Below are 20592 nucleotides of genomic sequence, written 5' to 3'. Positions count from 1 at the left end.
CAAGTCAACGGTATACGGTCGCTATTAGTGGTATACCGCTAATGGCGGGACCTGAGGCGAGAGGATCTTGACATGACCGACCTGCTGCTGCGCGACGCCCGGCTCTGGGGCCGCGAAGGACGCACCGACCTGCTCGTCAAGGACGGCAGGATCGAGGCCGTCGCCGACGCGATTCCCGCCGAAGGCGCACACGTCGAAGACCTCGGCGGCGCCGTCGTCATCCCCGGCCTCGTCGACGCCCACGCCCACGTCGACAAGACCCTCTGGGGCGGCCCCTGGGTCCCGCGCACCGCCGGGCCCGGCCTCGCCGCCGCCATCGCGTACGGCGCCGAGCGCCGCGCCGAGTTCGGCATCCCAAACGCCGACTTCATCACCGCGCTGCTCACGAACATGTGCGTCTCCGGCACCACCCACGCCCGCTCGCACGTCGACATCGACCCGGGCATCGGCATCGGCGCCGTCCACGCCGTGCGCGAAGCCGTCGAACGCCTCGACGGGCGCATCGACGTCGAACTCGTCGCCTTCCCCCAGACCGGCATCCTCGCCAGCCCCGGCACCGCCGAGCTCATGGACGAGGCCCTCGCCGCGGGCGTCAAATCGGTCGGCGGCATCGACCCCGAAGGCTTCGACGGCGACGCCGAACGACACCTCGACCTCGTCTTCGCGCTCGCCGAGAAGCACGGCGCCGAGATCGACATCCACCTCCACGACGGCGGCGACCTCGGCGTCAAGACCTTCGACATGATCATCGAGCGCACCCGCGCCCTCGGCTACACCGGCAAGGTCGTCATCAGCCACGCCTTCGCCCTCTGCGACGCCGACGACGCCACCCGCGCCCGCCTCATCGCCGACCTCGCCGAACTCCAGATCGGGCTCACCTCCGTGGCGCCCAAGAAGATCCTCCCGCTCAAGGAACTCGACGAAGCGGGCGTGACCATGGGCATCGGCAACGACGGCGTGCGCGACCTCTGGAGCCCCTACGGCACCGGCGACAACCTCCAGCGCACCCAGTGGTTCGCCCGCAACGCCGGGTTCAGCAAGGACGCCGACATCGAACTCGCCCTCGAAGCCGCCACCTTCGGCGGCGCGCGCCTGCTCAAGCTCGACCGCTACGGCCTCGCCGTCGGCGACACCGCCGACCTCGTCGCCCTCAAGGGCCGCAACCCCTCCGAAGCCGTCCTCGAACACCACCAGCGCAAGCTCGTCGTCAAGAACGGCCGCGTCGTCGCCCGTGAAGGCGCACTGGTCTAACGCCACTTGATGCCGCAACCCGTCGACGGGTAGTGCGGCTCGGGCACCGGCTCGCCCCGGCGCACCAGCTCGATCGCGCCCTCCAGGTACTCCCCGGTGACGGGCACGCCGTTGCCGGGGGTCGAGCCGTCGAACGCGCCCCGGTACGCGAGCGTCCGGTCCGGCCCGTAGAGGAAGAAGTCCGGCGTGCAGACCGCGCTGTAGGCGCGCGCGACCTCCTGCGACTCGTCCACCAGGTACGGGAACGTCCAGGCCGCGCGCGCCACCTGGTCGGCGAGGCCCGCCGGGCCGTCGTCGGGGTAGTTCACCGCGTCGTTCGCGCAGATCGCCGCCACGTCCAGGTCCGCCTGCCCGGCCGTGACCGAGCCGAAGACCTGCTCGATGTGCCGCACGTACGGGCAGTGGTTGCACAGGAACGCCACCAGCAGCATCGGCGCGTCGAACCCCGCGAGCGAACGCGGCTCCCCGTCGAGGTCCGGCAGCGAGAAATCGGGGGCGGGCGTGCCCAGCGGCACCATGTTCGAGTTGAGGGCCAAAGGAATCGCACTCCTCACAAAACAGTCGGACCCTCATCGTAGGGACCCGCCCGCCAGGCCGCAAAAGGCTCGCGCGGCGCCGCGCCCGCCGCCTAGACTCTTCCGGTGCTTCCCCACCGCTACCTCTCAGAGATGGAAGACAGCCACCGCTGGCTCGACTTCCCCGTCCGCGACGGCGACATCGTCATCAGCACCCGCTCCAAACACGGCACCACCTGGACGCAGATGATCTGCGCCCTCCTGGTGTTCCAGACCCCCGACCTCCCCGGGCACCTCTCCGAGACCTCGCCCTGGCTCGACTGGACCATCGCGCCCAAGGACGAGGTCTTCGCCCGCCTCGAAGCCCAGGAGCACCGCCGCTTCATCAAGACCCACACCCCGCTCGACGGCATCCCGATCCACCCCCAGGCCCGCTACATCGTGGTCGCCCGCCACCCCCTCGACGCCGCAGTCTCCCTCTACCACCAGGGCGCCAACATCATCCGCGAACGCGTCGCCGAACTCACCGGCGAACCGGTCCCCGAAGCCAAACAAGGCCCCCGCCCCGACCTCCACGACTGGCTCGTCGGCTGGACCCGCTCCGGGAACGACCCGCGCGAGCACCCGGACATGCTCCCCGGCGTCATGGCCCATCTCAGCGACGCCTGGGCCCGCCGCGCCGAGCCCAACCTCCTCCTCGTCCACTACGCCGACCTCGCCGCCGACCTCGAAGGGGAGATGCGCCGCATCGCCGCCTGGCTCGGCATCGAAGTGGACGAAGCGCGCTGGCCGGAGCTCGTCAAGGCCGCCACGTTCGCCGAGATGAAGTCCAAGGCCGAGCAGGTCGCCCCGGACCCCATGGGCGTCTTCCGCAGCCGCGACGCGTTCTTCCGGCGCGGCACTTCCGGCTCGGCCGCCGAACTCCTCACCCCCGAAGAACTCGCGGCCTACCGCGAACGCGCGGCGGCGATGGCCCCGGCGGACCTCCTGGACTGGCTCCACCGCCCCTGAACGCGCGGAAGTGCGGCGGGGCTCCAGGCCAGGTAGTTGGAGCCCCGCCGCCGGCCGTCGCGACTACCCCACTTCGTCGGACGGCCTCCTGGTGATGGCGGCAAAGTCTCTTGTCGAGCAGGCTTGGTCTCTGCCGCCGCGCCACCGGGGTGCGTGGAATCAGCGTAGAACCGCCCAATCGGCTTGCACAGTCGAAAACCCGACAAGTGCAGACATTGCCATTTGCGCATGGGAAACCGCCGTTCCAGGCGCGGATCGCCCGGCATAACGGTCCCTTGTGGATAAGGCTTCTTCGCGTCCGGCCCGATGCTCCTCGGGCCCTTTGAATTCGCGGCCGGAGATCTCGACCTGCGCTATTCGGCGGAGGATCGTGAGGAGGGCGTCGCCGAGGACGGTGCCGACGATCATCGCCTCGAGAATCTCGTCGCGGTCGCCGCGCTTGGAGAGGAGGCGGATGTCGGCCTCGGCGATCTGCTCGGCGGCGCGCGCGTAGCGGTCCTCGTGCTCGACGAGGTCGCTGAGGCCCAGGAGTCGCAGGCGGCCGATGACGTCGGCGAGCTGGGCCAGGTACTCGTGGTCGGACGGGATCCGGTTCCAGCCGCGCCGCCGCACGAGCGCCCGCGCCGTCTCGAGGTCGACCTCCTCGGGCTCCTCGGCGGGCGCGCGGTGGCTGGAGAGGGCCCGGCTGGCGACGCCGAGCGCGCTGTCGAGGTCGCGATCGGGCTCCTCGACCTCCGCGAGCACTTCGCGGACCTTGGCGATCGGGAGCGCGCCGGTCTCGACCATGGAGCGCACCAGCCGCAGCCGCCGGACGTGCTCCTCGCCGTAGCGGACCTGGTTGTGGCCGGTCCGCTCGCCGCCGGAGACGAGCCCTTCGCGCACGTAGTACTTGATCGTGGCCACCGGGACCCCGGTCCTGGCGCTGAGCTCACCGATTCGCATGCGTCCTTCTTACCCGAACCGCGGTTGTGACCCGCCCGATTTAGTGATAGTTTCACTATCGATAGTATCGCTCACGACGCAAGGAGCACCCCCTCATGAGCGCCACCCTCGCCACCCCGCCGAAACGCCCCGCCGCCAGACGCGGCCGCGTCGCCGTCCTCACCGTCGCGATCGCGAGCGTCGCGATCGTCCTCTACGCCGTGCCGCCCTACCTGGCGGGCATGGAATCGCGCGTCGGCATCCGCGAAGACGTCGCGATCCACCTGCCGTTCCTCATCGCGCACGCCGCCGCCGGAGGCGTCGCGCTCCTGGTCGGCCCGTTCCAGTTCTTCGGCTCGATCCGCCGCAGGCACCCGAAGGTCCACCGCGTCCTCGGCCGCGTCTACCTGCTCGGCGGCATCCTCCCGGGCGCCCTCACCGGCATCGTCGTCGGCGTCCTCACCACCGCCGGGCCGATCGCGCTCGTCTCGTTCGTGTTCCTCGACGTGTTCTGGCTCTACACGGCCGTGCGCGCCTACCGGGCCGTGCGCGCCCGCGACTTCGCCGCGCACGAGCGGTGGATGCTGCGTTCCATGGCGGCGACGTTCGCCGCCGTCATGCTGCGGGTCTACCTCGGGCTGTTCATCGCCGTGCAGATCCCGCTGCTCGACGGCGTCTACGGCGGCGACTTCGAGGCGCTCTTCAGCGTCGCCTACACCGCCGCGATCGTCGGCTCGATCGTCCTCAACCTCCTGTTCATCGAGGTCTACCTGCGCCGCAAGGCAAGCCGCCGGATTTCCGCTGGCGCCGCCTGAGGCGCGGGCATAGGTTGGGACGATGAGCGACGAGTACACGATCTCCTCCGACCCCGACCGCCTCGACCGCGACTGGATCCACAAGGTCATCTCCACCGACACGTACTGGGCCGTCGGCCGCACCCGCGAACGCAGCGACCTCGCCATCGACCACTCGCTCCCGTTCGGGCTCTACGACGCCGACGGCCGCCAGCTCGCGTTCGCGCGGCTGGTCACCGACCACGCGTACTTCGGGTGGCTCAGCGACGTCTACGTCGACCGCGAGGCGCGCGGGAAGGGGCTCAGCAAGCGGCTCGTCGCGCACATCATGGACGAGGCCGAGCGCATGGGCCTCAAGCGCGTCCTCCTCGCCACCGCCGACGCGCAAGGCCTCTACGAGCAGTTCGCGTTCAGCGAGATCGCCGACGACTACTCCTGGATGTACCGCGTCTGGCCCGCCCAGCCCTGAGCGTGTGCGAGCACTCGCTCGTCCATGATCGGCGGACGGGTGTCGCCGCGACGCGCTAGGCTGGTGCGTTCCCGAATTCGAGCGAGGAGCGCAGTGTCCCAGGAACCAGGCCCCGCCGACGCCCAGCAGGAGCAGGACGTCGACACGACGCACGCCGTCCCCGTACCCGATCCGGCCAGCACCCCCGAGCAGGAGATCGCGATCGAGCAGGGCTTCGTCGACCGCGTGTACGCGCGCGTCGACGTGCTCCGCGGCGAAGCCGAAGGCAACCGCGACTCCGGCTACGCCCACCTCGCCGCGACGGTGCCGGGCGCCCGGTACGAGCGCGACGTGTTCGTCTATCAGGCCGCCCGCCGCATCGCCGACCTCGACTCCCAGCACGAGGGGCTCGTCTTCGGCCGCCTCGACTTCGACGACGGCAAGGTCCGCCACGTCGGCCGCCTCGGCGTGCGCGACGAGGAGTACCGCACCCTCCTCGTCGACTGGCGCGCGCCCGCCGCCGCGCCGTTCTACCGCGCCACCGCCGTCGACCGCCAGGACGTGTCCCGCCGCCGCGTCATCCGCTCCTTCGGCCGCTCGGTCGAGGAGATCAGCGACGACCTGCTCAATGAGGACGCCGCCGACCGGCTCCCCGTCATCGGCGACGGCGCGCTCATGGCCGCCCTGGGCCGCAAGCGGACCGGGCGCATGCGCGACATCGTCGCCACCATCCAGGCCGAGCAGGACGCCGCGATCCGCGCGCCCGGGCGCGGCGCCACCATCATCACCGGCGGGCCCGGCACCGGCAAGACCGTCGTCGCCCTCCACCGCGCCGCGTTCCTCCTCTACCAGGACCGCAGCCGCTACGAGGCCGCCGGCATCCTCGTCGTCGGCCCCTCGGCCGTGTTCATGAAGTACATCGGGCGGGTCCTCCCCAGCCTCGGCGAGGAGACCGCCGCCCTGTACTCCCTCGGCGAGCTCTACGCCGGGGTCGAGGCAGTCCGCCAGGACCGGCCCGAGGTCGCGGCCGTCAAGGGCGGCACCGTGATGCTCCCGATCCTGCGCCGCCTCGTCCGCCAGACCCCGCCCGGCGCCCCCAGCGAGCTGCGCATCGTCTACCGCGGCGACGTGTTCAAACTCGACGCCGCCGAACTCGCGGCCGCCCGCGCCCGCGTCTTCGAGAAGGAGCCGCGCCCCAACCTCGCCAAGACCGAGGCCGGACGCGCCCTCCTCATCGCCCTGTGGCGCAAGATCAAACCCGTCATCGAAGAGGCCGAGCCGGCGAAGTTCTCACGCGACGTCGGCTCACGCGGCGAGTTCCTCACCTTCCTCGACCACTGGTGGCCCGACCTCGACCCCGCCGACGTCCTCGGCTGGGGCGGCGACCCCCGCCGCCTCGCCTCCGCCGCCGAAGGGCACATGAAGAAGGACGCCATCGAAGGCGTCGCCGCCTCGCTGCGCGAGACCGACTTCTCCATCCCCGACGTCGCGCTCCTCGACGAACTGCGCATCCTCCTCGGCGTGAAACCCCAGCCCCGCAACCGGGACCGCATCCGGTCCTGGGACGGCATCCAGGAGGTCTCCACCGTCCAGGACCGCTACTACGACCGGCCCGAACGGCAGGCCCGCGACGCGTTCTACGAGGACTACGCGCACGTCATCGTCGACGAGGCCCAGGACCTCTCGCCCATGCAGTGGCGCATGCTCGGCCGCCGCGGCCGCGGCGCCGGATGGACCATCGTCGGCGACGAGGCCCAGTCCAGCTGGCCGCGCCCGAGGGAGAGCGCCGACGCCCGCCGCCGCGCCGTCCCCAGCGGCCGCCTCCACGAGTTCCACCTCACCAAGAACTACCGGAACTCCAAAGAGGTCTTCGAATACGCCGCCGACTGGGCCCGCCCGCGCCTGCGCAACATCGACCTCCCCGAGGCCGTCCGCGAGACCGGCGTCGCCGTCGACGAGCGCACCGTCGCCGCCGACGCGCTCCTCCCCGAGGTCGCCGGCGCCGTCGTCCAGGCCCTCGACGCCGTCGAAGGCACCGTCGGCATCATCGCGCCCTACGACCGCCACGCCGAACTCGCGAACATCGTCCACGACGGACGCGTGACCCTGGTGGGCCCCTTGGAGTCCAAGGGCCTCGAATGGGACGCCGTCATCGCCGTCGACCTCGAAGCCGTCGCCGCCGCGCACGGCCCCGGCGTCGCCTACGTGGTCCTCACCCGGGCCACCCAGCGCCTCACCAGGATCGACCTCGGCTGATTCAGGCCTCGGAGGCGTCCGCTATGCGGCGCCTCCGAGACCGCCTGACCGCGTACGCGAGCAGCACCGCCGACACCACTCCCGGTCCCATATGGACCAGGAGCACACCGAAGAGGCTCGGCCCGCCCCAGTCCTCCGCGTAACTCGCCGGGTCGCCGAAGTCGACCACGAACAGCTCCATGACCGCCCGGAAGATGAAGAAACCGCCGACCACCCAGGCGAGCACCCACAGCACACGTCGCATGGCCCGACCCTAACGCCTCACGGCGCCGTGCGGGTCCCCCGTTTCGCACCGGCCGCCCGCCACGACCCGATCCGCCCAGATCGACCCGCGAGGTCACTCGGTCTCCATGGGAGGCAGGGCTTTCAACGTCCCGAGGACCAGGAGCAGCTGCGCCGCGGCGTACGTCGCCATGACCAGCTGCGACTGGAGCGGGAAGTCGAACCCGGCCACACCCGAGCCGAGCGTGAGGTCGGAGACCACGAACAGCAGCCCGCCCAGCGCGGCGGTGCGGTTGAGGCCCGCGGCCTCGGCGGCCATCGCGACCAGCAGCAGGCTGTACACCGCGACGGGCACGGCCAGGCCGCCGAGCCTCGGCCACAGGACCACGTTGGCGCCCAGCCAGAACGCGAGGTAGCACGCAGGGATGCGCCAGCGGCGGCGGATCGGGAACGCGCTCAAGCGGACGAAGACCGCGAGGTACGCGATCTGCATGAGCCCGAAGAGGCCCATGCCGGTCAGGAACGCGGGCGTGCCGTCGGCCAGGAGCGCGATGTCCGCCGCGCACGCCAGGAGCAGGCCGAGCCCGAACAGCCGCGCCGTGCGCAGGCCGGGGGAGGACGACACGATCAGGTGCGCCAGGAGCAGCAGCGTCAGCGCGGGCTTGCTGACCCAGCGGAGGTCGTCGGCGCCGAACGAGATCGCGGCCAGGTCGAGCGCGATCGCGGCCGCGAACGCCCACAGCCACAGGCGCGCCGGGAAGCGCACGAGCACCGAGCGGATCAGGACGAGGGGAGGGTTCATGGGTGCCGGAGCCTACCAGAGTCCCGGCGGGCGCGGGCCGGTCGCGGGTTGGTCGCCCGACCGGCCGGGTGCTGACCGGCCGGGCGCCGAGCGGTGGAAAAGCGCTGGCGGTCCGGGTGCCGATCGGGGATGCTGCGCCGATGACTGACGGAGACTGGGAATGGGACGAGACCCTCTTCGCGGGCACGGCCGCGCATTACAGCGTCGGCCGGGTCCCGTATCCGGCCGGGCTCGCCGCGGCCGTGCGCGAGGCGCTCGGCCTCGACGGCACGGGCCGCCTCCTGGACGTGGGCTGCGGGCCCGGGTCGCTGACGCTGGTGCTCGCGCCGCTGTTCGAGTCCACTGTGGGTGTCGATCCGGACGCGGGAATGCTGGCGGAGGCCGCGCGACGCGCGGCAGAGGCCGGGCTCGACCGCGTCGGGTGGCGGCGGCTGCGCGCCGAGGAGCTCTCCGACGACTTGGGGCCCTTCAGGGTCGCGGCGTTCGCGCAGTCCTTCCACTGGATGGACCGGCCGCTCGTGGCCCGCCGCGTGCGCGGCCTGCTCGACCCGGACGGCTGCTGGATCCACGTCGGCGCGACCACGCATCGCGGCGCGGAGCACGACGAGGCGCTGCCGCACCCGGCCCCGCCGTGGGACCGCATCGGCGAGCTCGTCGCGGCCTATCTCGGGCCGGTCCGCCGTGCGGGTCAGGGGTTCCTGCCGGGCGGGACCGCGGGCGGCGAGGAGGAGGTCATGCGGGAGGCCGGGTACACCGAGGCGGCGCGCTTCCAGGTCGACGACGGGCGGGTCTTCGTCCGCGACGCCGACTCGGTCGTGTCGGCGGTGTTCTCGCTGTCGAGTTCGGCGCCGCACCTGTTCGCGGATCGGTTGCCCGCCTTCGAGTCCGAGCTGCGCGGCCTCCTGGCCGACGCGGGCGGCCGGTTCTCGGAGCGCGAGGCGCCCACGGGCGTCGTCGTCTGGCGGCCCTAGGGTTTCACGCGCCGTTCGCGGCGGCGGCGGTGAGGTTCCACAGGGTGATCGCGTGGTGCCCGTGCTCGTAGCCGAGGGCGGCGATCGAGGCGGTGTCGATCTTGAGCTCGCGGCCGTCGCGCGCGGGGCGGCCGAGCCAGCGGGCGGCGGCGACGCGGAGGCTGTGGCCGTGGGCGACGAACGCGACGTCGCCTTGCGCCAGGAGCGGTTCGGCCTCGGCGAGGGCCCGGTCGAGGCGCGCGGCGACCTCGTCGGCCGTCTCGCCGCCGGGGCCCTTGCCGCCGTCGGTCCACAGCGACCAGCCCGGGTTCTCGGCCTCGATCTCCTCGCTGGTGCGGCCCTCGTAGTCGCCGTAGCCCCATTCGGCGAGGTCGGGGATGACGGCGGTGAGGTCGAGGCCCGCGAGGTCGGCGGTGACGAGCGCCCGCTTGCGGGGGCTCGACCAGACGGCCGCGAAGTCGCGTCCGGCGAGCAGCGGCGCGAGCGCTTTCGCTTGGGACACGCCGTTCTCGGTGAGGTCGAGGTCGGTGACGGACGTATGCTGCCCCGACGCGGACCAGGTGGTCTCGCCGTGGCGGATGAGCACGATCTCTCCCATGCCGACCACCTTAATCCGGCCCGCCCCGGGGCACGCGGGATCGGGTCTCAGACCGCGCGGGCGAGGAACACGCCCATGTACCCGCGCTCGTCGGTCCAGCACCCGGTCGTGGCGAATCCGGCGGCCTGGAGCTGGTTCTCGAGCTCGCCGCGCACGAACTTCGTGGAGATCCCGGTGTGGATCTCCTCGCCTTCGGTGAACCTGACGTCGAGTCCGAGGGCGGCGACGTCCGCCCGCATCGGCTTCATCGCGCGCAGCCGCATGTCGATGGTGGCGGTGTCGCTGTCCCACAGGACGATGTGCTCGAAGTTGTCGGGCTCGAAGTCGGCGTCGAGGCGGTGGTTGAGGACGTACAGGACGTACCGGTTGAACTCGGCGGTCACCCCGGCGGCGTCGTTGTAGGCAGCGAGGATCACGTCCGGGTCCTTCACGAGGTCGGCGCCGAGCAGGAACCAGTCGCCGGGGCGCAGGGCCTCGCGCAGGTCGCGGAGGAACTGGCCGCGTTCGAGCCCGGCGAAGTTCCCGAAGGTGCCGCCGAGGAACGCGACGAGCCGCGTGTCGTGGTGGTCGGGCAGCTGCGAGAGGTGGCGGGTGAAGTCGCCGACGATCCCGCCGAGGTGCGCGTCCGGATAGGCGGTGGCGAGTTCGCGCAGCACGTCCCTGACCTCGCCTTCGGCCACGTCGAACGGCCAGAACGCGTCGAGCCGCCCTTCGTCCGCGAGCGCGCCGAGCAGCGGCCGGATCTTCTCGGCGCGGCCCGCGCCGAGCTCGATCACCGAGACCGGGTCGGTCCCGAGCGCGTCGGCGATCTCCCCGGCCCGGTCGTGCAGGACCGCCCGCTCGCTGCGGGTCTGGTAGTACTCGGGCTGGCGGGTGAGCTCGCCGAAGAGGGTCGAGCCGCGCCCGTCGTAGTGCAGGCGCATCGGCAGGTGCTTGGGGTGCGAGGTGAGGCCCCGCCGCACGTCCAGGCGGAGCGACGCGTCGAGGTCGGACTCGTCGATGCAGATCCGCAGTTCAGGAGCAGACACACCTTGATCTTATGTCGACTCGCGGTATGTTTCGCCCCAGTGAACGACGGGCGTCGCAGTGCTTCCCGCTACGGTGCCCCGGGCACGGTGCACGCCTGGGCGGCGACCTGGCCCGCGTACCGCAGGGCCGCGGCGACCACGGCCTGGTTGCCCCAGGCCGGGAGCCGGTCGAGGCGCATCCAGCCCGCTGAGGTGAGCCAGCCGAGGAGCCCGGAGGTGAACGCGTCGCCCGCGCCGATCGTGTCGATGACGTCGACGGCGGGGGTCGTCATCTCGGTGACGTGGTTGCGGTGGAACGCGACCGACCCGGCGTCGCCGAGGGTCACGACCACCAGTTCCGGGCCGGATTCGAGCCATTTGCGGGCGACCTCGTCGACGGCGGTGCCTGGGTAGAGCTGCGCGAGGTCGCGTTCGGAGACGCGGACGAGGGTGGCGAGGCCGACCAGGCGTTCGGTGCGTTCGAGGACCTTCGCGTGCTCGCCCATCGCGCTGAGGCGGATGTTCGGGTCGAAGGAGACCGGGACGGCGCGGCGGGCGCGGTTCACCCAGTGCTCGATGGTGCGGGCGGACGGCTCGAGGTAGGCGGCGAGGGACCCGAAGTGGAGGAGGTCGACCTGGGCCGGGTCGGGTTTCGGCAGGTCGCGGCCCTCCCATGCGAAGTCGGCGGTGCCGGTGGTCCAGTAGTCGTACGCGGCGGTGCCGTCCTCGCTGACGACGGCGAGGCCGAGCGTGGAGGGCAGGTCGGTGCGCAGGAGCCAGTCGCGGCGCACGCCCGCGGCGATGTGGCGGCGCCAGACCTGGCGGCCGAAGTGGTCGCCGCCGACGGCGCCGACGAGCGCGGTGGGGACGCCGCGCCGGGCGAGCGCGACGGCGGTGTTCGCGGGACCGCCGCCGCAGGTGGGGCGGAGCTGGCCGCCGGGGGCCGGGACGAGGTCGATGACGTTCTCGCCTGCCACGAGGATCAAAGGGGGCTCCTTCCGTCGCTTGCGGGTGCCGCTGCGCAGAGGGTATTGCAACGCTTTGGCCGCATGGAAGTCGGATTCGCGTCGCGGTGGGCGGGTTCGGCCCGGGAGGCCCCGGCGGGATTCGTGCGCCACGCCGGGGCGGGGCGGTGCGCCGGGCCGCGGGGCGGTCGTTCAGGATGGAGCCATGTCCAGCGAAGAGGTCAAGGTCGGAGCGTCGGCAGCCGAGGCTGCGGACGCGGCCGCAGGTGGTGCTGCCGAAGACGGCGCTGTTGAGGACGGCGCTGCCGAAGGCGGTACGGCCCCTGCCGCCGCGACCGCGCGCCCGAAGCCGCGGCGGCTGCGCGACATGGCGATGTCGATGGCGGTGCTGCTCGTGCCGATCGCCGTGTTCTACGTCGGGTGGCAGTGGGTCGCCTCGGACCGGCAGGTCAGCGTGGTCGACACGAGCGAGAACCACGCGACCGCCGCGAGCCTGGGCCTGGCCGCGATCGAGCCGGAGCTGACGGACGAGTGGAAGGCCATCTCGACCGACCTCGCCGTCGAAGGCGAGACCGTGGTGCTGCGGACCGGCTACTACTCGCCCGAGGGCCACGGCCTGCAGCTGGTCGAGACCAACGGCACCGCCGCCGACGTGAACGAGGAGCTCACCGGCGCCGGCACGCCCGTCGAGGCCGCCGGGATCGAATGGGCCGCATACGAATCGGCGACGAGCGAGACCTGGGTGGCCGAGATCGGCGGCGAGACCGTCGCGATCAGCGCCGAGACCGACGGCGCGGGCGACCTCGCCGAACTCGCCGAGGGCGTGGCCGACGCGGCCTAGTCCTCGTCGTCCCCTTCGGGCCTGATGCGGGCGTTGAGCCGCTCGCGGGCGCCTTCGAGGTGCGACTGGCACAGGTCTGCGAGCTGCTCGCCGCGCTCCCAGAGCTTGAGCGACTCCTCCAGCGTGGCCCCGCCCGCTTCGAGGCGCTCGACCGTGGCCACGAGCTCGGCCCGGGCCTCCTCGTACGTCAACTGCTCAATGCTCATCAGCCGTCCTCTCTCGTGTGCACGACCGCGGCCCGCAGCGATCCCGCCGCCAGCCGCACTTCGATGGCCTCGCCCGCGTCCGCCGCGTCCCGCAGCACCGCACCGGACCCGGTGTCGGTGACGATCGCATAGCCGCGGTCCAGTGTGGACTGCGGGGAGAGCGAGCGCAGCCGCGCCCGCAGGTGCTCCAGCTCGTCCGTCGACCGCTCGAGGCGCGAGCCGACGCGGGCCCGCATGCGGTGCTGCAGGTTCGCGACCGTCTCGCCGCGGGCCTCCAGCATCGTCTCCGGCCGCGCGAGCACGGGCCGGGCGCGCATCGCGGCGAGCCCGTCCGCCTCGCGGGTGAGCATCGCGCCGAGCGCCTGCCGCAGCCGGGTGCGGCTGATGTTCAGGCCGCGCTGCTCCTCGGCGAGGTCGGGGACCACTTTCTTCCCGGCCTCGGTGGGGGTCGAGGCGCGCCAGTCTGCGACGTAGTCGAGGATCGGCGTGTCCGGTTCGTGCCCGATCGCCGAGACCACGGGCGTGACCGCCTCGGCCACGGCCCGGCACAGCGTCTCGTCCGAGAACGGCAGCAGGTCCTCCATCGAGCCGCCGCCGCGGGCGATGACGATCACGTCGACGTCAGGGTCCCGGTCGAGCTCGGCGAGCGCCGCGCACACCTCGCTGACCGCGCGCGGGCCCTGGACGGCGACCTCGCGGACCTCGAAGTCCGCGGACGGCAGGCGCGCTTTCGCGTTCTTCAGGACGTCCCGCATCGCGTCGGAGGCGCGGCCGGTGATGAGCCCGATCCGGTAGGGCAGGAACGGGAGCGGCTTCTTGCGTTCGGCCGCGAACAGGCCCTCGGCGGCGAGGAGCTTCTTGAGGCGCTCGAGGCGGGCGAGGAGCTCGCCGAGGCCGACCTGGCGGATCTCCCGCACGTGGAGCGACAGCGAGCCGTTCTTGTCCCACCACTGGGCCTGGGCGCGGATGACGACCTGCGCGCCGTCCCGCAGCGGCGGGTCGCACGCGGCGACCGCGCCGGTGAAGTCGACGACCCGCATGGAGACCTCGGCCGACGGGTCGCGCAGCGTCAGGTAGACGGTGCGGCCGCGGTGGCTGATCTCGGTGATCTGGCCCTCGGTCCACACCTCGCCGAGGCGGGCGAGCCAGTCGCCGATCTTCTTCGAGACCACCCGCAGGGGCCACGGGTTCTCCGCGCTCATCGGCACGCTCGGTCCGGTGGCGGGCTTTTCAGTGGCGCTGCTTCCGGTGGCGCTGCTGGGTGCGTCGGTCACGAGGCTTCCCAGAGGGTGGCTTGGTCCGCTTGCAGAGGAAGGATTCGGGGTGGTTGTTCGCTCGCAAACCCGCACTGAGGGTTTGCGAGCGGAGGGAGTGTCGTACCCATTAGATACGGTTCCTTCCGTGCAGCTTCGTTACACCTACCGCGTCTACCCAACCACACCGCAGCGCGCGTTGCTTGCGCGGACGTTCGGGTGTGTCCGGACGGTGTACAACGACGCGGTTGCCGCCCGGAGGGCAGCTCATGCTGCCGGCTTGCCGTTTCCCCTGACGGCGGACCTGGACAGGGCGCTGATCACGGTCGCTAAGACGACGCCTGAGCGGGCTTGGCTTGCGGAGGTGTCGACGGTGCCGCTGCAGCAGGCGCTGCGGGACTGCCATGTGGCCTACCGCAACTTCTTCGACTCGCTCAAGGGCAAGAGGTCCGGGGCGAGGATTGGGCCGCCCAAGTTCAAGCGTAGGGCGGGCAGACAGACCGCCCGGTACAACCGCAACGGCTTCAGGCTGCGGCCCAACGGCCGCTTGTTCCTCGCGAAAGTAGGAGACCTGCGGGTGGCCTGGTCGCGGGAGCTGCCAGCAGATCCGTCGAGCGTGACGGTTGTGAAGACCCCGACGGGGAAGTACTTCGCGAGTTTTGTCGTCGCGCTCGACGATGATGCCGACCTCCTCGATCCGCTCCCGGATGTGGAGTCGGAGACCGGCATTGACCTGGGGTTGAAGGACTTCGCGGTGCTGAGGGGCGGGAGAGTGATCGAGAACCCGAGATTCTTCGCCCGCATGGAACGGAAACTGAAGAAAGCGCAGCGAGCCCTGTCCCGGAAGGTCAGGGGTTCGGCGAACCAGGCAAAAGCCCGGCTGGCTGTGGCAGAAATCCATGAGAAGACCCGGGCCCGCCGGGACGACTGGCTGAACAAGCAGGTCAAGACCATCGTTGCCGAGAACCAAGGCATCTACGTTGAAGACCTGAATGTGAAGGGCCTCGCGCGAGGCCGGTCGTCGAAGGCGGTCCGTGATGCCTCATGGGGCAGTTTCCTGACCAAGCTCGAGTCGAAGGCCGTTCGTGCGGGTCGGACGTTCACGCGGATCGGCCGGTTCTTCCCCTCGACGCAGTTGTGCTCGGAATGTGGGGTACTGGCGGGGCCGAAAGGCCTGCAGGGACTCGACGTGCGGGTGTGGGAATGCCCCTGCGGAGCAGTTCATGACCGTGACGCGAATGCTGAGATCAATATTCGCCGTGAAGGTAAGCGTTTGGTCGCCGAAGGACATGCGGAGACTCGAAACGCCTGCGGAGGGCTGGTAAGACCGGGGAAACCCGGCGCAGCCCGTTGAACCAGGAACCCTCCCGTAGACCGATCCTGAAAAGGGACCGGCGAGCCGGGAATTTCCTTCCATCAGGAAGGGAAGGATGTCAATGCAGGGTGTGACGAAGCAGGGGTGTGACGAAACCGGGCGGCCGGATACCATCGAGGCGTGGCAGACCCGAAGCGAGTGTTGTTGGCCAAGCCGCGCGGGTACTGCGCGGGCGTGGACCGGGCCGTGGTGACCGTCGAGAAGGCGCTGGAGCTCTACGGCGCTCCGGTGTACGTGCGCAAGGAGATCGTGCACAACCGGCACGTCGTAGAGACGCTCGCCGGGAAGGGCGCGGTGTTCGTCGAGGAGAACGAGGAGGTGCCGCCGGGCTCGGTGGTGGTCTTCTCGGCCCACGGCGTGGCGCCCGAGGTCCACGACCAGGCGGCCGCGCGCGGCCTCAAGGCGATCGATGCGACGTGCCCCCTGGTGACGAAGGTCCACAAGGAGGCCGTGCGGTACGCCGAGGAGGACTACGACATCCTGCTCATCGGCCACGAGGGCCACGAGGAGGTCATCGGGACCTCCGGCGAGGCGCCCGAGCACATCCAGCTCGTCGACGGCCCCGACGCGGTCGACCAGGTCAAGGTCCGCGACCCCGAGAAGGTCGTGTGGCTCTCGCAGACGACGCTTTCGGTGGACGAGACCATGGAGACCGTCGACCGGCTGAAGCAGCGCCTGCCGATGCTGCAGAGCCCGCCGAGCGACGACATCTGCTACGCGACGCAGAACCGCCAGCAGGTGGTCAAGGACATCGCGGCGGACTGCGACGTGATGCTCGTGGTCGGCTCGAAGAACTCCTCGAACTCGGTGCGGCTCGTCGAGGTCGCGGTGCAGCACGGCGCGCGCGCCGGACACCTCATCGACTACGCGCACGAGATCGACGAGGCCTGGCTCGAAGGCGCGTCCACTGTGGGTCTTTCCTCCGGTGCGTCGGTGCCCGACAACCTGGTGCAGGACGTCCTCGCCCACCTCGCCGAGCGCGGCTTCGCGAGCGTCGAGGAGTTCGAGCCGGTGACCGAGAAGATCGCATTCTCGCTCCCGCGCGAACTCGCGAAGGACCTCAAGGCCGCCGGGCGCGTCTAACGCCCGCGACCTCTTTCGGGTGACACTTTTCCTTACGACGGTAAGAACCGGGGTTTCCTGTCGGACCCGCGCGAGATGATTGAGCCGGGGACGCCCCCCTGGGAGGGCGGGGGACTGCCCGCAGCCGTGAGGCTCAGGGGCGGAACTCCTCCGCCGCATCCCAAGTCGGCTTCCTCGTCGGCGTCACCACCGGCGCCGGGGACTCCGGCGCCTCGCCCGCGACCTCCAGCTCGCTGAAACGCCGCGCCGTCACCAGCAGCCGCGACTCCACGCTCGCCACCGCCGCGTTGTACGACCCGACCGCCGCCTCCAGCGACGAACCCAGCCGCGAGAAGTGCCCCGCCACCGCGCCCAGCCGCTCGTGCAGCTCCCGCCCCAGCTTGTGCACCTCCTTGGCGTGCCGCGCCAGCGCCTCCTGCCGCCACGTGTGCGCCACCGTCCGCAGTAGCGCCATCAGCGTCGCCGGCGACGCGATCACCACCCCCCGCGCGAACGCGTCCTCCAGCAGCGCCGGGTCGCCCCGCAGCGCCGCGTCCAGGAACGCGTCCGCCGGGACGAACAGCACCACCATCTCCGGGGTGTCCTCGAACGCCCGCCAGTACTCCTTGCCCGCCAACGACTCCACATGCCGCCGCAGGTGCTTCGCGTGCACCCGCAGCAGCTGGTCCCGGCCCGCCTCGTCCTCCGACTCAAGCGCCTGCAGGTACGACTGCAGCGGCGCCTTCGCGTCCACCACCAGGGTCCGCCCGCCCGACAGCCGCACGACCAGGTCGGGACGCACGCCGCGCCCGTCCACCGAGCCCGTGAACTGCTCGGAGAAGTCGCAGTGCTCGACCATCCCCGCCGCCTCCACGATCCGCCGTAGCTGCACCTCGCCCCACTGCCCGCGCACCTGCGGCGACCGCAGCGCCCCCAGCAGCCGCCCCGTCTGCTCCCGCAGGTCCTCCGAGATGTCCGCGACCCCCGAGAGCTGGATCCGCAACTGCGCGTAGGCGTCCACGCGGGCCCGCTCCACGTCGCCGAGCCGCGTCTCGTAGCGCGCCAACGTGTCCGCGATCGGCGCGAGCACCTGCCCGACGGCCTGCCGCGAGTGGTCCGTCGCCTCGTACGCCACGGCCTTGAGCGTCGACTCGAGCCGCTGCTCGTTGTCCGCCGCCGCCTCCAGCCGCGCCGTGGCCGCCGCCAGCTCGGCGCTCTGGCGCGACCGCCCCGCGAACCAGCCCCCGAAACCGCCCGCCGCCAGGCACACCACCGCCAATAGGACCCACGTCATACGGGCCAGTCTAGGTCGGTCGCCGCGGGTACAGTCGGTACATGGAGCTGTGGTTGACCCTGCTGGTGGTCGCGATCCTCGTCATCTTCTTCGTCGTGCAGTCGAACAAGAAGCGGGCGCTGGCCGAACTCGCCGACGCGGAGGCCGAGGCGCGACGCCTCTACGAGCGCCTCGGCGGCCAGACCATGAACCTCACCGCGCCGGGTGACAACCTCCCCGCGGGCCAGGCCCTCGCCGACGCGGGCGAGCGCTACACCGCCGCGGGATCGCAGCTCGAATCGGCGCGCACCATCAACCAGTACCGGCTCGTCGCCGAGACCTCCATCGAAGGCCTCCACTACGTCCGGGCCGCCCGCACCGCCATGGACATGGACCCGGGCCCCGAGATCCCCCAGATGCGCGGCCAGCGCCGCACCGGCGCCCTCACCGAACCGGTGCGCGCCGAGGTCGAGGGCCGCACCTACACCGGCTCCCCGGATCCGAGCGACGAGAACCGCCACTACTACCCGGGCGGCCGCGTCGACGGCCGTCCCGTGCCCGCGGGCTGGTACAACACCCCGTGGTGGCAGCCCGCGCTGGCGGGCGCGGCGGGTGTGTTCGTCAGCATGATGGTGTTCGACGCGATGATCGCCCCCGCTTACGCGATGGGCGCGGTGGAGGGCGGCGACAGCGGCGGCGATGCCGGAGGCGACACCGGCGGTGACGCGGGTGGTGACGCCGGGGACGCGGGCGGCGGCGACGCCGGCGGTGGCGATTTCGGAGGCGGGGACTTCGGCGGGGGCGACTTCGGCGGTTTCTAGGCGTACGTGAAGGGCCCCGTCGCATCGCGACGGGGCCTTTGCTATGCCGTTGCGGCGCAGGTGTTTCGGTGCGGAGTCGTCACCATTCGGCGAAGGAGCCGTCCTTGAGGCGCCAGACCTCGTTGCGCCAGCGGTGGGGGTCCTCGGCGGCCTTGCGGACGGCCGCTTCGTCGATGTCGATGCCCAGGCCCGGCCCGGTGGGGCGCTTGACGTGCCCGTCGGTGAACGCGAACACGGCCGGGTCGACGAGGTAGTCGAGCAGGTCGTTGCCTTCGTTGTAGTGGATGCCGAGGCTCTGCTCCTGGATGAGGAAGTTCGGGGAAGCGAAGTCGACCTGGAGGCTCGCGGCGAGCGCGATCGGCCCGAGCGGGCAGTGCGGGGCGAGTGCCACGTCGTAGGCCTCGGCCATCGCCGCGATGCGCCGCACCTCGGAGATGCCGCCCGCGTGGGAGAGGTCGGGCTGCGCGACGGCGATCCCGGTGGGGAGCACGTCCCGGTAGTCCCAGCGGGAGTAGAGGCGTTCGCCGGTGGCGATCGGGATGGACGTGCTCGACGTGACCGCGTGCAGGTCGCGGGAGAACTCCGGCAGGACCGTTTCTTCGACGAACAGCGGGAAGAGGGGCTCCAGGAGCGGCAGGACGCGGCGGGCCATGGCGGTGGAGAAGCGGCCGTGGAAGTCGATGGCGAAGTCGAAGTCGTCGCCGACGGCGGCGCGGAGTTCGGCGAACTGGTCGACGATGCGGTGCACCTGGGCGGCGGTCTCGATGTGGCCGATCTGCGCTGAGGCGTTGCATTTGACGGCGTCGAAGCCGTTCGCCTTGGCGCGCAGGGCGTCTTCGGCGAGCGCCTGGGCGGAGTCGCCGCCGATCCAGGTGTAGACGCGGGCGGTGTCGCGCACGGCGCCGCCGAGCAGTTCGTAGACGGGCACGCCGAGGGCCTTGCCCTTGAGGTCCCACAGGGCCTGGTCGATGCCGGCGACGGCGCTGGAGAGGACGGGTCCGCCGCGGTAGAAGCCGCCCTTGGTCATGACCTGCCAGTGGTCTTCGATGCGGGTGGCGTCGGCGCCGATGAGCCTGTCGGCGAGCGCTTCCACGGTGGCCGCGACCGCTTCGGCGCGGCCTTCGACGATCGGTTCGCCCCAGCCGACGAGGCCGTCGTCGGTCTCGACGCGCACGAAGAGCCAGCGGGGCCGGACGAAGAAGGTCTCGATTCTGGCGATGTTCAAGGGAGCCTCTATCTGTGGTGGAGGTGGGGCGGTCAGGTGAGCCCGACGAGTCGGCCGCCGTCGACCGGGAGTTCGGCCCCGGTGATGTAGCCCGCCTCGTCGGAGGCGAGGAACGCGATGGCGGCGGCGACCTCTTCCGGGCGGCCGAGGCGCCCGGCGAGGGTGCGCCCGGCCTCCTCGGCTATCCCTGCGGGGTCGACGCCGTCCCATTGCCGGGTGTGGATCGGGCCGGGCGCGACGGCGTTGACGCGCACGGCCGGGGCGTATTCGACGGCGAGCTGGCGCACCAGCGCGCTGAGGCCGCCTTTGGCGGCGGCGTAGGCGGTGAAGCCGGGCATGGAGGCGTGCGCGTGGACCGAGGAGACGGCGACGACGGATCCTTTTGTGGCCGTGAGGGGTTCGGCGAGCGAGGCCATGCCGAGGTAGGTCGCCTTGAGGGTCACGTCGAGGACGTGGCCCCAGTCGGCCTCGTGCAGTTCGTGTGCCGCGCCGAAGCGGAGCGTGTAGGCGTTGGAGACGAGCGTGTCGACGCGCCCGTAATGCTCCATGGCCTGGGCGGCGAGGGCTTCCCAGTGGTCGGCCCTGGCCACGTCGCAGTGGACGAAGTGGACGGTGCCTTCGGCGTCGGCGACGAGCCGTTCGCCCGCCGCGTCGTCGACGTCGGCGAGGTACACGGCCGCGCCTTCGCTCGCGAGGCGGCGCACGGTGGCGGCCCCGATGCCCATGGCGCCGCCGGTGACGACGGCGACTCTGCCTTCGAATCGTTTCATGGGGC

At 71.5% G+C, this 20592-nt stretch carries 22 protein-coding genes; 10 read left to right on the top strand and 12 right to left on the bottom strand.

The features are described from left to right. Positions 1-72 precede the first annotated feature (72 nt). Positions 73-1251: an amidohydrolase gene (locus tag ACGGCP_RS06365; RefSeq protein WP_392961863.1), complete on the top strand. Its 1179-nt coding sequence runs from the start codon at positions 73-75 to the stop codon at positions 1249-1251. Here the strand turns inward: ACGGCP_RS06365 and ACGGCP_RS06360 are convergent. Next, entirely contained in the window at positions 1248-1787 is a 540-nt protein-coding gene (locus ACGGCP_RS06360; protein ID WP_392961860.1) for a thioredoxin family protein, read from the bottom strand. The genes ACGGCP_RS06365 and ACGGCP_RS06360 overlap by 4 nt on opposite strands. 105 nt (positions 1788-1892) lie before the next feature. Between ACGGCP_RS06360 and ACGGCP_RS06355 the strand changes: the two genes are divergently transcribed. Beyond that, positions 1893-2777 (top strand): sulfotransferase domain-containing protein, encoded by an 885-nt coding sequence (locus ACGGCP_RS06355; RefSeq protein WP_392961857.1) that lies wholly within the window; start codon positions 1893-1895, stop codon positions 2775-2777. Positions 2778-2936: 159 nt separating this feature from the next. On the opposite strand, the gene ACGGCP_RS06350 is transcribed toward ACGGCP_RS06355, so the two are convergent. Continuing rightward, positions 2937-3719: a MerR family transcriptional regulator gene (locus ACGGCP_RS06350; protein WP_392961855.1), complete on the bottom strand. Its 783-nt coding sequence runs from the start codon at positions 3717-3719 to the stop codon at positions 2937-2939. Between the two features lie 95 nt (positions 3720-3814). On the opposite strand from ACGGCP_RS06350, the gene ACGGCP_RS06345 reads away from it, so the two are divergent. From ACGGCP_RS06345 to ACGGCP_RS06335, 3 genes are all read left to right on the top strand, one after another. Then, positions 3815-4513: a DUF2306 domain-containing protein gene (locus ACGGCP_RS06345; RefSeq protein WP_392961852.1), complete on the top strand. Its 699-nt coding sequence runs from the start codon at positions 3815-3817 to the stop codon at positions 4511-4513. Positions 4514-4535: 22 nt separating this feature from the next. Then, positions 4536-4961 carry a GNAT family N-acetyltransferase gene (locus tag ACGGCP_RS06340; RefSeq protein ID WP_392961849.1) on the top strand — a complete coding sequence of 142 codons (426 nt, stop codon included), beginning with the start codon at positions 4536-4538 and terminating at the stop codon, positions 4959-4961. 93 nt (positions 4962-5054) lie between these two features. Continuing rightward, positions 5055-7196: a HelD family protein gene (locus tag ACGGCP_RS06335; protein ID WP_392961846.1), complete on the top strand. Its 2142-nt coding sequence runs from the start codon at positions 5055-5057 to the stop codon at positions 7194-7196. Between the two features lies 1 nt (position 7197). Here the strand turns inward: ACGGCP_RS06335 and ACGGCP_RS06330 are convergent, their stop codons facing one another. Both ACGGCP_RS06330 and ACGGCP_RS06325 read right to left on the bottom strand, forming a co-directional pair. Continuing rightward, positions 7198-7440, bottom strand: a complete 243-nt coding sequence (locus ACGGCP_RS06330; RefSeq protein ID WP_392961843.1) for a hypothetical protein — start codon at positions 7438-7440, stop codon at positions 7198-7200. 93 nt (positions 7441-7533) lie between these two features. Continuing rightward, entirely contained in the window at positions 7534-8220 is a 687-nt protein-coding gene (locus tag ACGGCP_RS06325; RefSeq protein WP_392961841.1) for a lysoplasmalogenase, read from the bottom strand. Positions 8221-8360: 140 nt separating this feature from the next. On the opposite strand from ACGGCP_RS06325, the gene ACGGCP_RS06320 reads away from it, so the two are divergent. Beyond that, on the top strand, positions 8361-9191 hold the full coding sequence (locus tag ACGGCP_RS06320; protein ID WP_392961839.1) for a class I SAM-dependent methyltransferase: 831 nt from the start codon (positions 8361-8363) through the stop codon (positions 9189-9191). Between the two features lie 4 nt (positions 9192-9195). Here ACGGCP_RS06320 and ACGGCP_RS06315 read toward each other — a convergent pair whose 3' ends face one another. From ACGGCP_RS06315 to ACGGCP_RS06305, 3 genes are all read right to left on the bottom strand, one after another. After that, positions 9196-9789, bottom strand: coding sequence for a histidine phosphatase family protein (locus ACGGCP_RS06315; protein WP_392961836.1), 594 nt, complete (start codon positions 9787-9789; stop codon positions 9196-9198). A 47-nt stretch (positions 9790-9836) separates the two neighbouring features. After that, positions 9837-10817 (bottom strand): L-histidine N(alpha)-methyltransferase, encoded by a 981-nt coding sequence (gene egtD, locus ACGGCP_RS06310; RefSeq protein ID WP_392961833.1) that lies wholly within the window; start codon positions 10815-10817, stop codon positions 9837-9839. Positions 10818-10885: 68 nt separating this feature from the next. Continuing rightward, on the bottom strand, positions 10886-11773 hold the full coding sequence (locus ACGGCP_RS06305) for a carbohydrate kinase (protein WP_392962058.1): 888 nt from the start codon (positions 11771-11773) through the stop codon (positions 10886-10888). 193 nt (positions 11774-11966) lie between these two features. Here ACGGCP_RS06305 and ACGGCP_RS06300 point away from each other — a divergent pair, with 193 nt between their 5' ends. Beyond that, positions 11967-12602 (top strand): DUF4245 family protein, encoded by a 636-nt coding sequence (locus ACGGCP_RS06300; protein WP_392961831.1) that lies wholly within the window; start codon positions 11967-11969, stop codon positions 12600-12602. Here ACGGCP_RS06300 and ACGGCP_RS06295 read toward each other — a convergent pair. Together ACGGCP_RS06295 and xseA are read right to left on the bottom strand one after the other, a co-directional pair. Continuing rightward, on the bottom strand, positions 12599-12808 hold the full coding sequence (locus tag ACGGCP_RS06295) for an exodeoxyribonuclease VII small subunit (RefSeq protein ID WP_392961828.1): 210 nt from the start codon (positions 12806-12808) through the stop codon (positions 12599-12601). The genes ACGGCP_RS06300 and ACGGCP_RS06295 overlap by 4 nt on opposite strands. Continuing rightward, positions 12808-14010, bottom strand: a complete 1203-nt coding sequence (gene xseA / locus ACGGCP_RS06290; RefSeq protein ID WP_392962055.1) for an exodeoxyribonuclease VII large subunit — start codon at positions 14008-14010, stop codon at positions 12808-12810. Before xseA ends, ACGGCP_RS06295 begins: the two co-directional genes overlap by 1 nt. 199 nt (positions 14011-14209) lie before the next feature. On the opposite strand from xseA, the gene ACGGCP_RS06285 reads away from it, so the two are divergent. Both ACGGCP_RS06285 and ACGGCP_RS06280 read left to right on the top strand, forming a co-directional pair. After that, positions 14210-15415, top strand: coding sequence for an RNA-guided endonuclease InsQ/TnpB family protein (locus ACGGCP_RS06285; RefSeq protein ID WP_392961825.1), 1206 nt, complete (start codon positions 14210-14212; stop codon positions 15413-15415). 141 nt (positions 15416-15556) lie between these two features. Continuing rightward, complete coding sequence (locus tag ACGGCP_RS06280) at positions 15557-16519, top strand: 4-hydroxy-3-methylbut-2-enyl diphosphate reductase (protein WP_392961822.1); 963 nt, start codon at positions 15557-15559, stop codon at positions 16517-16519. A gap of 133 nt (positions 16520-16652) precedes the next feature. Here ACGGCP_RS06280 and ACGGCP_RS06275 read toward each other — a convergent pair whose 3' ends face one another. Further along, entirely contained in the window at positions 16653-17792 is a 1140-nt protein-coding gene (locus ACGGCP_RS06275; RefSeq protein WP_392961819.1) for a DNA recombination protein RmuC, read from the bottom strand. A gap of 41 nt (positions 17793-17833) precedes the next feature. Here ACGGCP_RS06275 and ACGGCP_RS06270 point away from each other — a divergent pair, with 41 nt between their 5' ends. Continuing rightward, positions 17834-18592: a hypothetical protein gene (locus tag ACGGCP_RS06270; protein WP_392961816.1), complete on the top strand. Its 759-nt coding sequence runs from the start codon at positions 17834-17836 to the stop codon at positions 18590-18592. Between the two features lie 79 nt (positions 18593-18671). Here ACGGCP_RS06270 and dgoD read toward each other — a convergent pair whose 3' ends face one another. Both dgoD and ACGGCP_RS06260 read right to left on the bottom strand, forming a co-directional pair. Beyond that, complete coding sequence (gene dgoD / locus ACGGCP_RS06265; RefSeq protein ID WP_392961814.1) at positions 18672-19817, bottom strand: galactonate dehydratase; 1146 nt, start codon at positions 19815-19817, stop codon at positions 18672-18674. Between the two features lie 32 nt (positions 19818-19849). Further along, the gene (locus ACGGCP_RS06260; protein ID WP_392961811.1) at positions 19850-20587 is read right to left on the bottom strand and encodes an SDR family NAD(P)-dependent oxidoreductase; all 738 of its coding nucleotides are present in this window, start codon (positions 20585-20587) and stop codon (positions 19850-19852) included. Between the last annotated feature and the right edge of the window lie 5 nt (positions 20588-20592).

The sequence above is a fragment of the Glycomyces sp. NPDC048151 genome, assembly GCF_043202775.1.
Classification (GTDB): Bacteria; Actinomycetota; Actinomycetes; order Mycobacteriales; family Micromonosporaceae; genus Glycomyces.
The sequence above is the reverse complement of the archived record's forward strand: the minus strand, read 5'-3'. Positions and strand labels throughout refer to the sequence as shown.

Excerpts from the sequence above, each read along its gene's own strand:
- ACGGCP_RS06365 (WP_392961863.1), top strand. The coding sequence starts at position 73 with ATGACCGACCTGCTGCTGCGCGACGCCCGGCTCTGGGGCCGCGAAGGA.
- ACGGCP_RS06315 (WP_392961836.1), bottom strand. The coding sequence starts at position 9,789 with ATGGGAGAGATCGTGCTCATCCGCCACGGCGAGACCACCTGGTCCGCG.
- ACGGCP_RS06350 (WP_392961855.1), bottom strand. The coding sequence starts at position 3,719 with ATGCGAATCGGTGAGCTCAGCGCCAGGACCGGGGTCCCGGTGGCCACG.
- ACGGCP_RS06295 (WP_392961828.1), bottom strand. The coding sequence starts at position 12,808 with ATGAGCATTGAGCAGTTGACGTACGAGGAGGCCCGGGCCGAGCTCGTG.
- ACGGCP_RS06275 (WP_392961819.1), bottom strand. The coding sequence starts at position 17,792 with ATGACGTGGGTCCTATTGGCGGTGGTGTGCCTGGCGGCGGGCGGTTTC.
- ACGGCP_RS06260 (WP_392961811.1), bottom strand. The coding sequence starts at position 20,587 with ATGAAACGATTCGAAGGCAGAGTCGCCGTCGTCACCGGCGGCGCCATG.
- ACGGCP_RS06270 (WP_392961816.1), top strand. The coding sequence starts at position 17,834 with ATGGAGCTGTGGTTGACCCTGCTGGTGGTCGCGATCCTCGTCATCTTC.
- ACGGCP_RS06325 (WP_392961841.1), bottom strand. The coding sequence starts at position 8,220 with ATGAACCCTCCCCTCGTCCTGATCCGCTCGGTGCTCGTGCGCTTCCCG.
- xseA (WP_392962055.1), bottom strand. The coding sequence starts at position 14,010 with ATGAGCGCGGAGAACCCGTGGCCCCTGCGGGTGGTCTCGAAGAAGATC.
- ACGGCP_RS06330 (WP_392961843.1), bottom strand. The coding sequence starts at position 7,440 with ATGCGACGTGTGCTGTGGGTGCTCGCCTGGGTGGTCGGCGGTTTCTTC.
- ACGGCP_RS06300 (WP_392961831.1), top strand. The coding sequence starts at position 11,967 with ATGTCCAGCGAAGAGGTCAAGGTCGGAGCGTCGGCAGCCGAGGCTGCG.
- ACGGCP_RS06345 (WP_392961852.1), top strand. The coding sequence starts at position 3,815 with ATGAGCGCCACCCTCGCCACCCCGCCGAAACGCCCCGCCGCCAGACGC.
- ACGGCP_RS06320 (WP_392961839.1), top strand. The coding sequence starts at position 8,361 with ATGACTGACGGAGACTGGGAATGGGACGAGACCCTCTTCGCGGGCACG.
- ACGGCP_RS06340 (WP_392961849.1), top strand. The coding sequence starts at position 4,536 with ATGAGCGACGAGTACACGATCTCCTCCGACCCCGACCGCCTCGACCGC.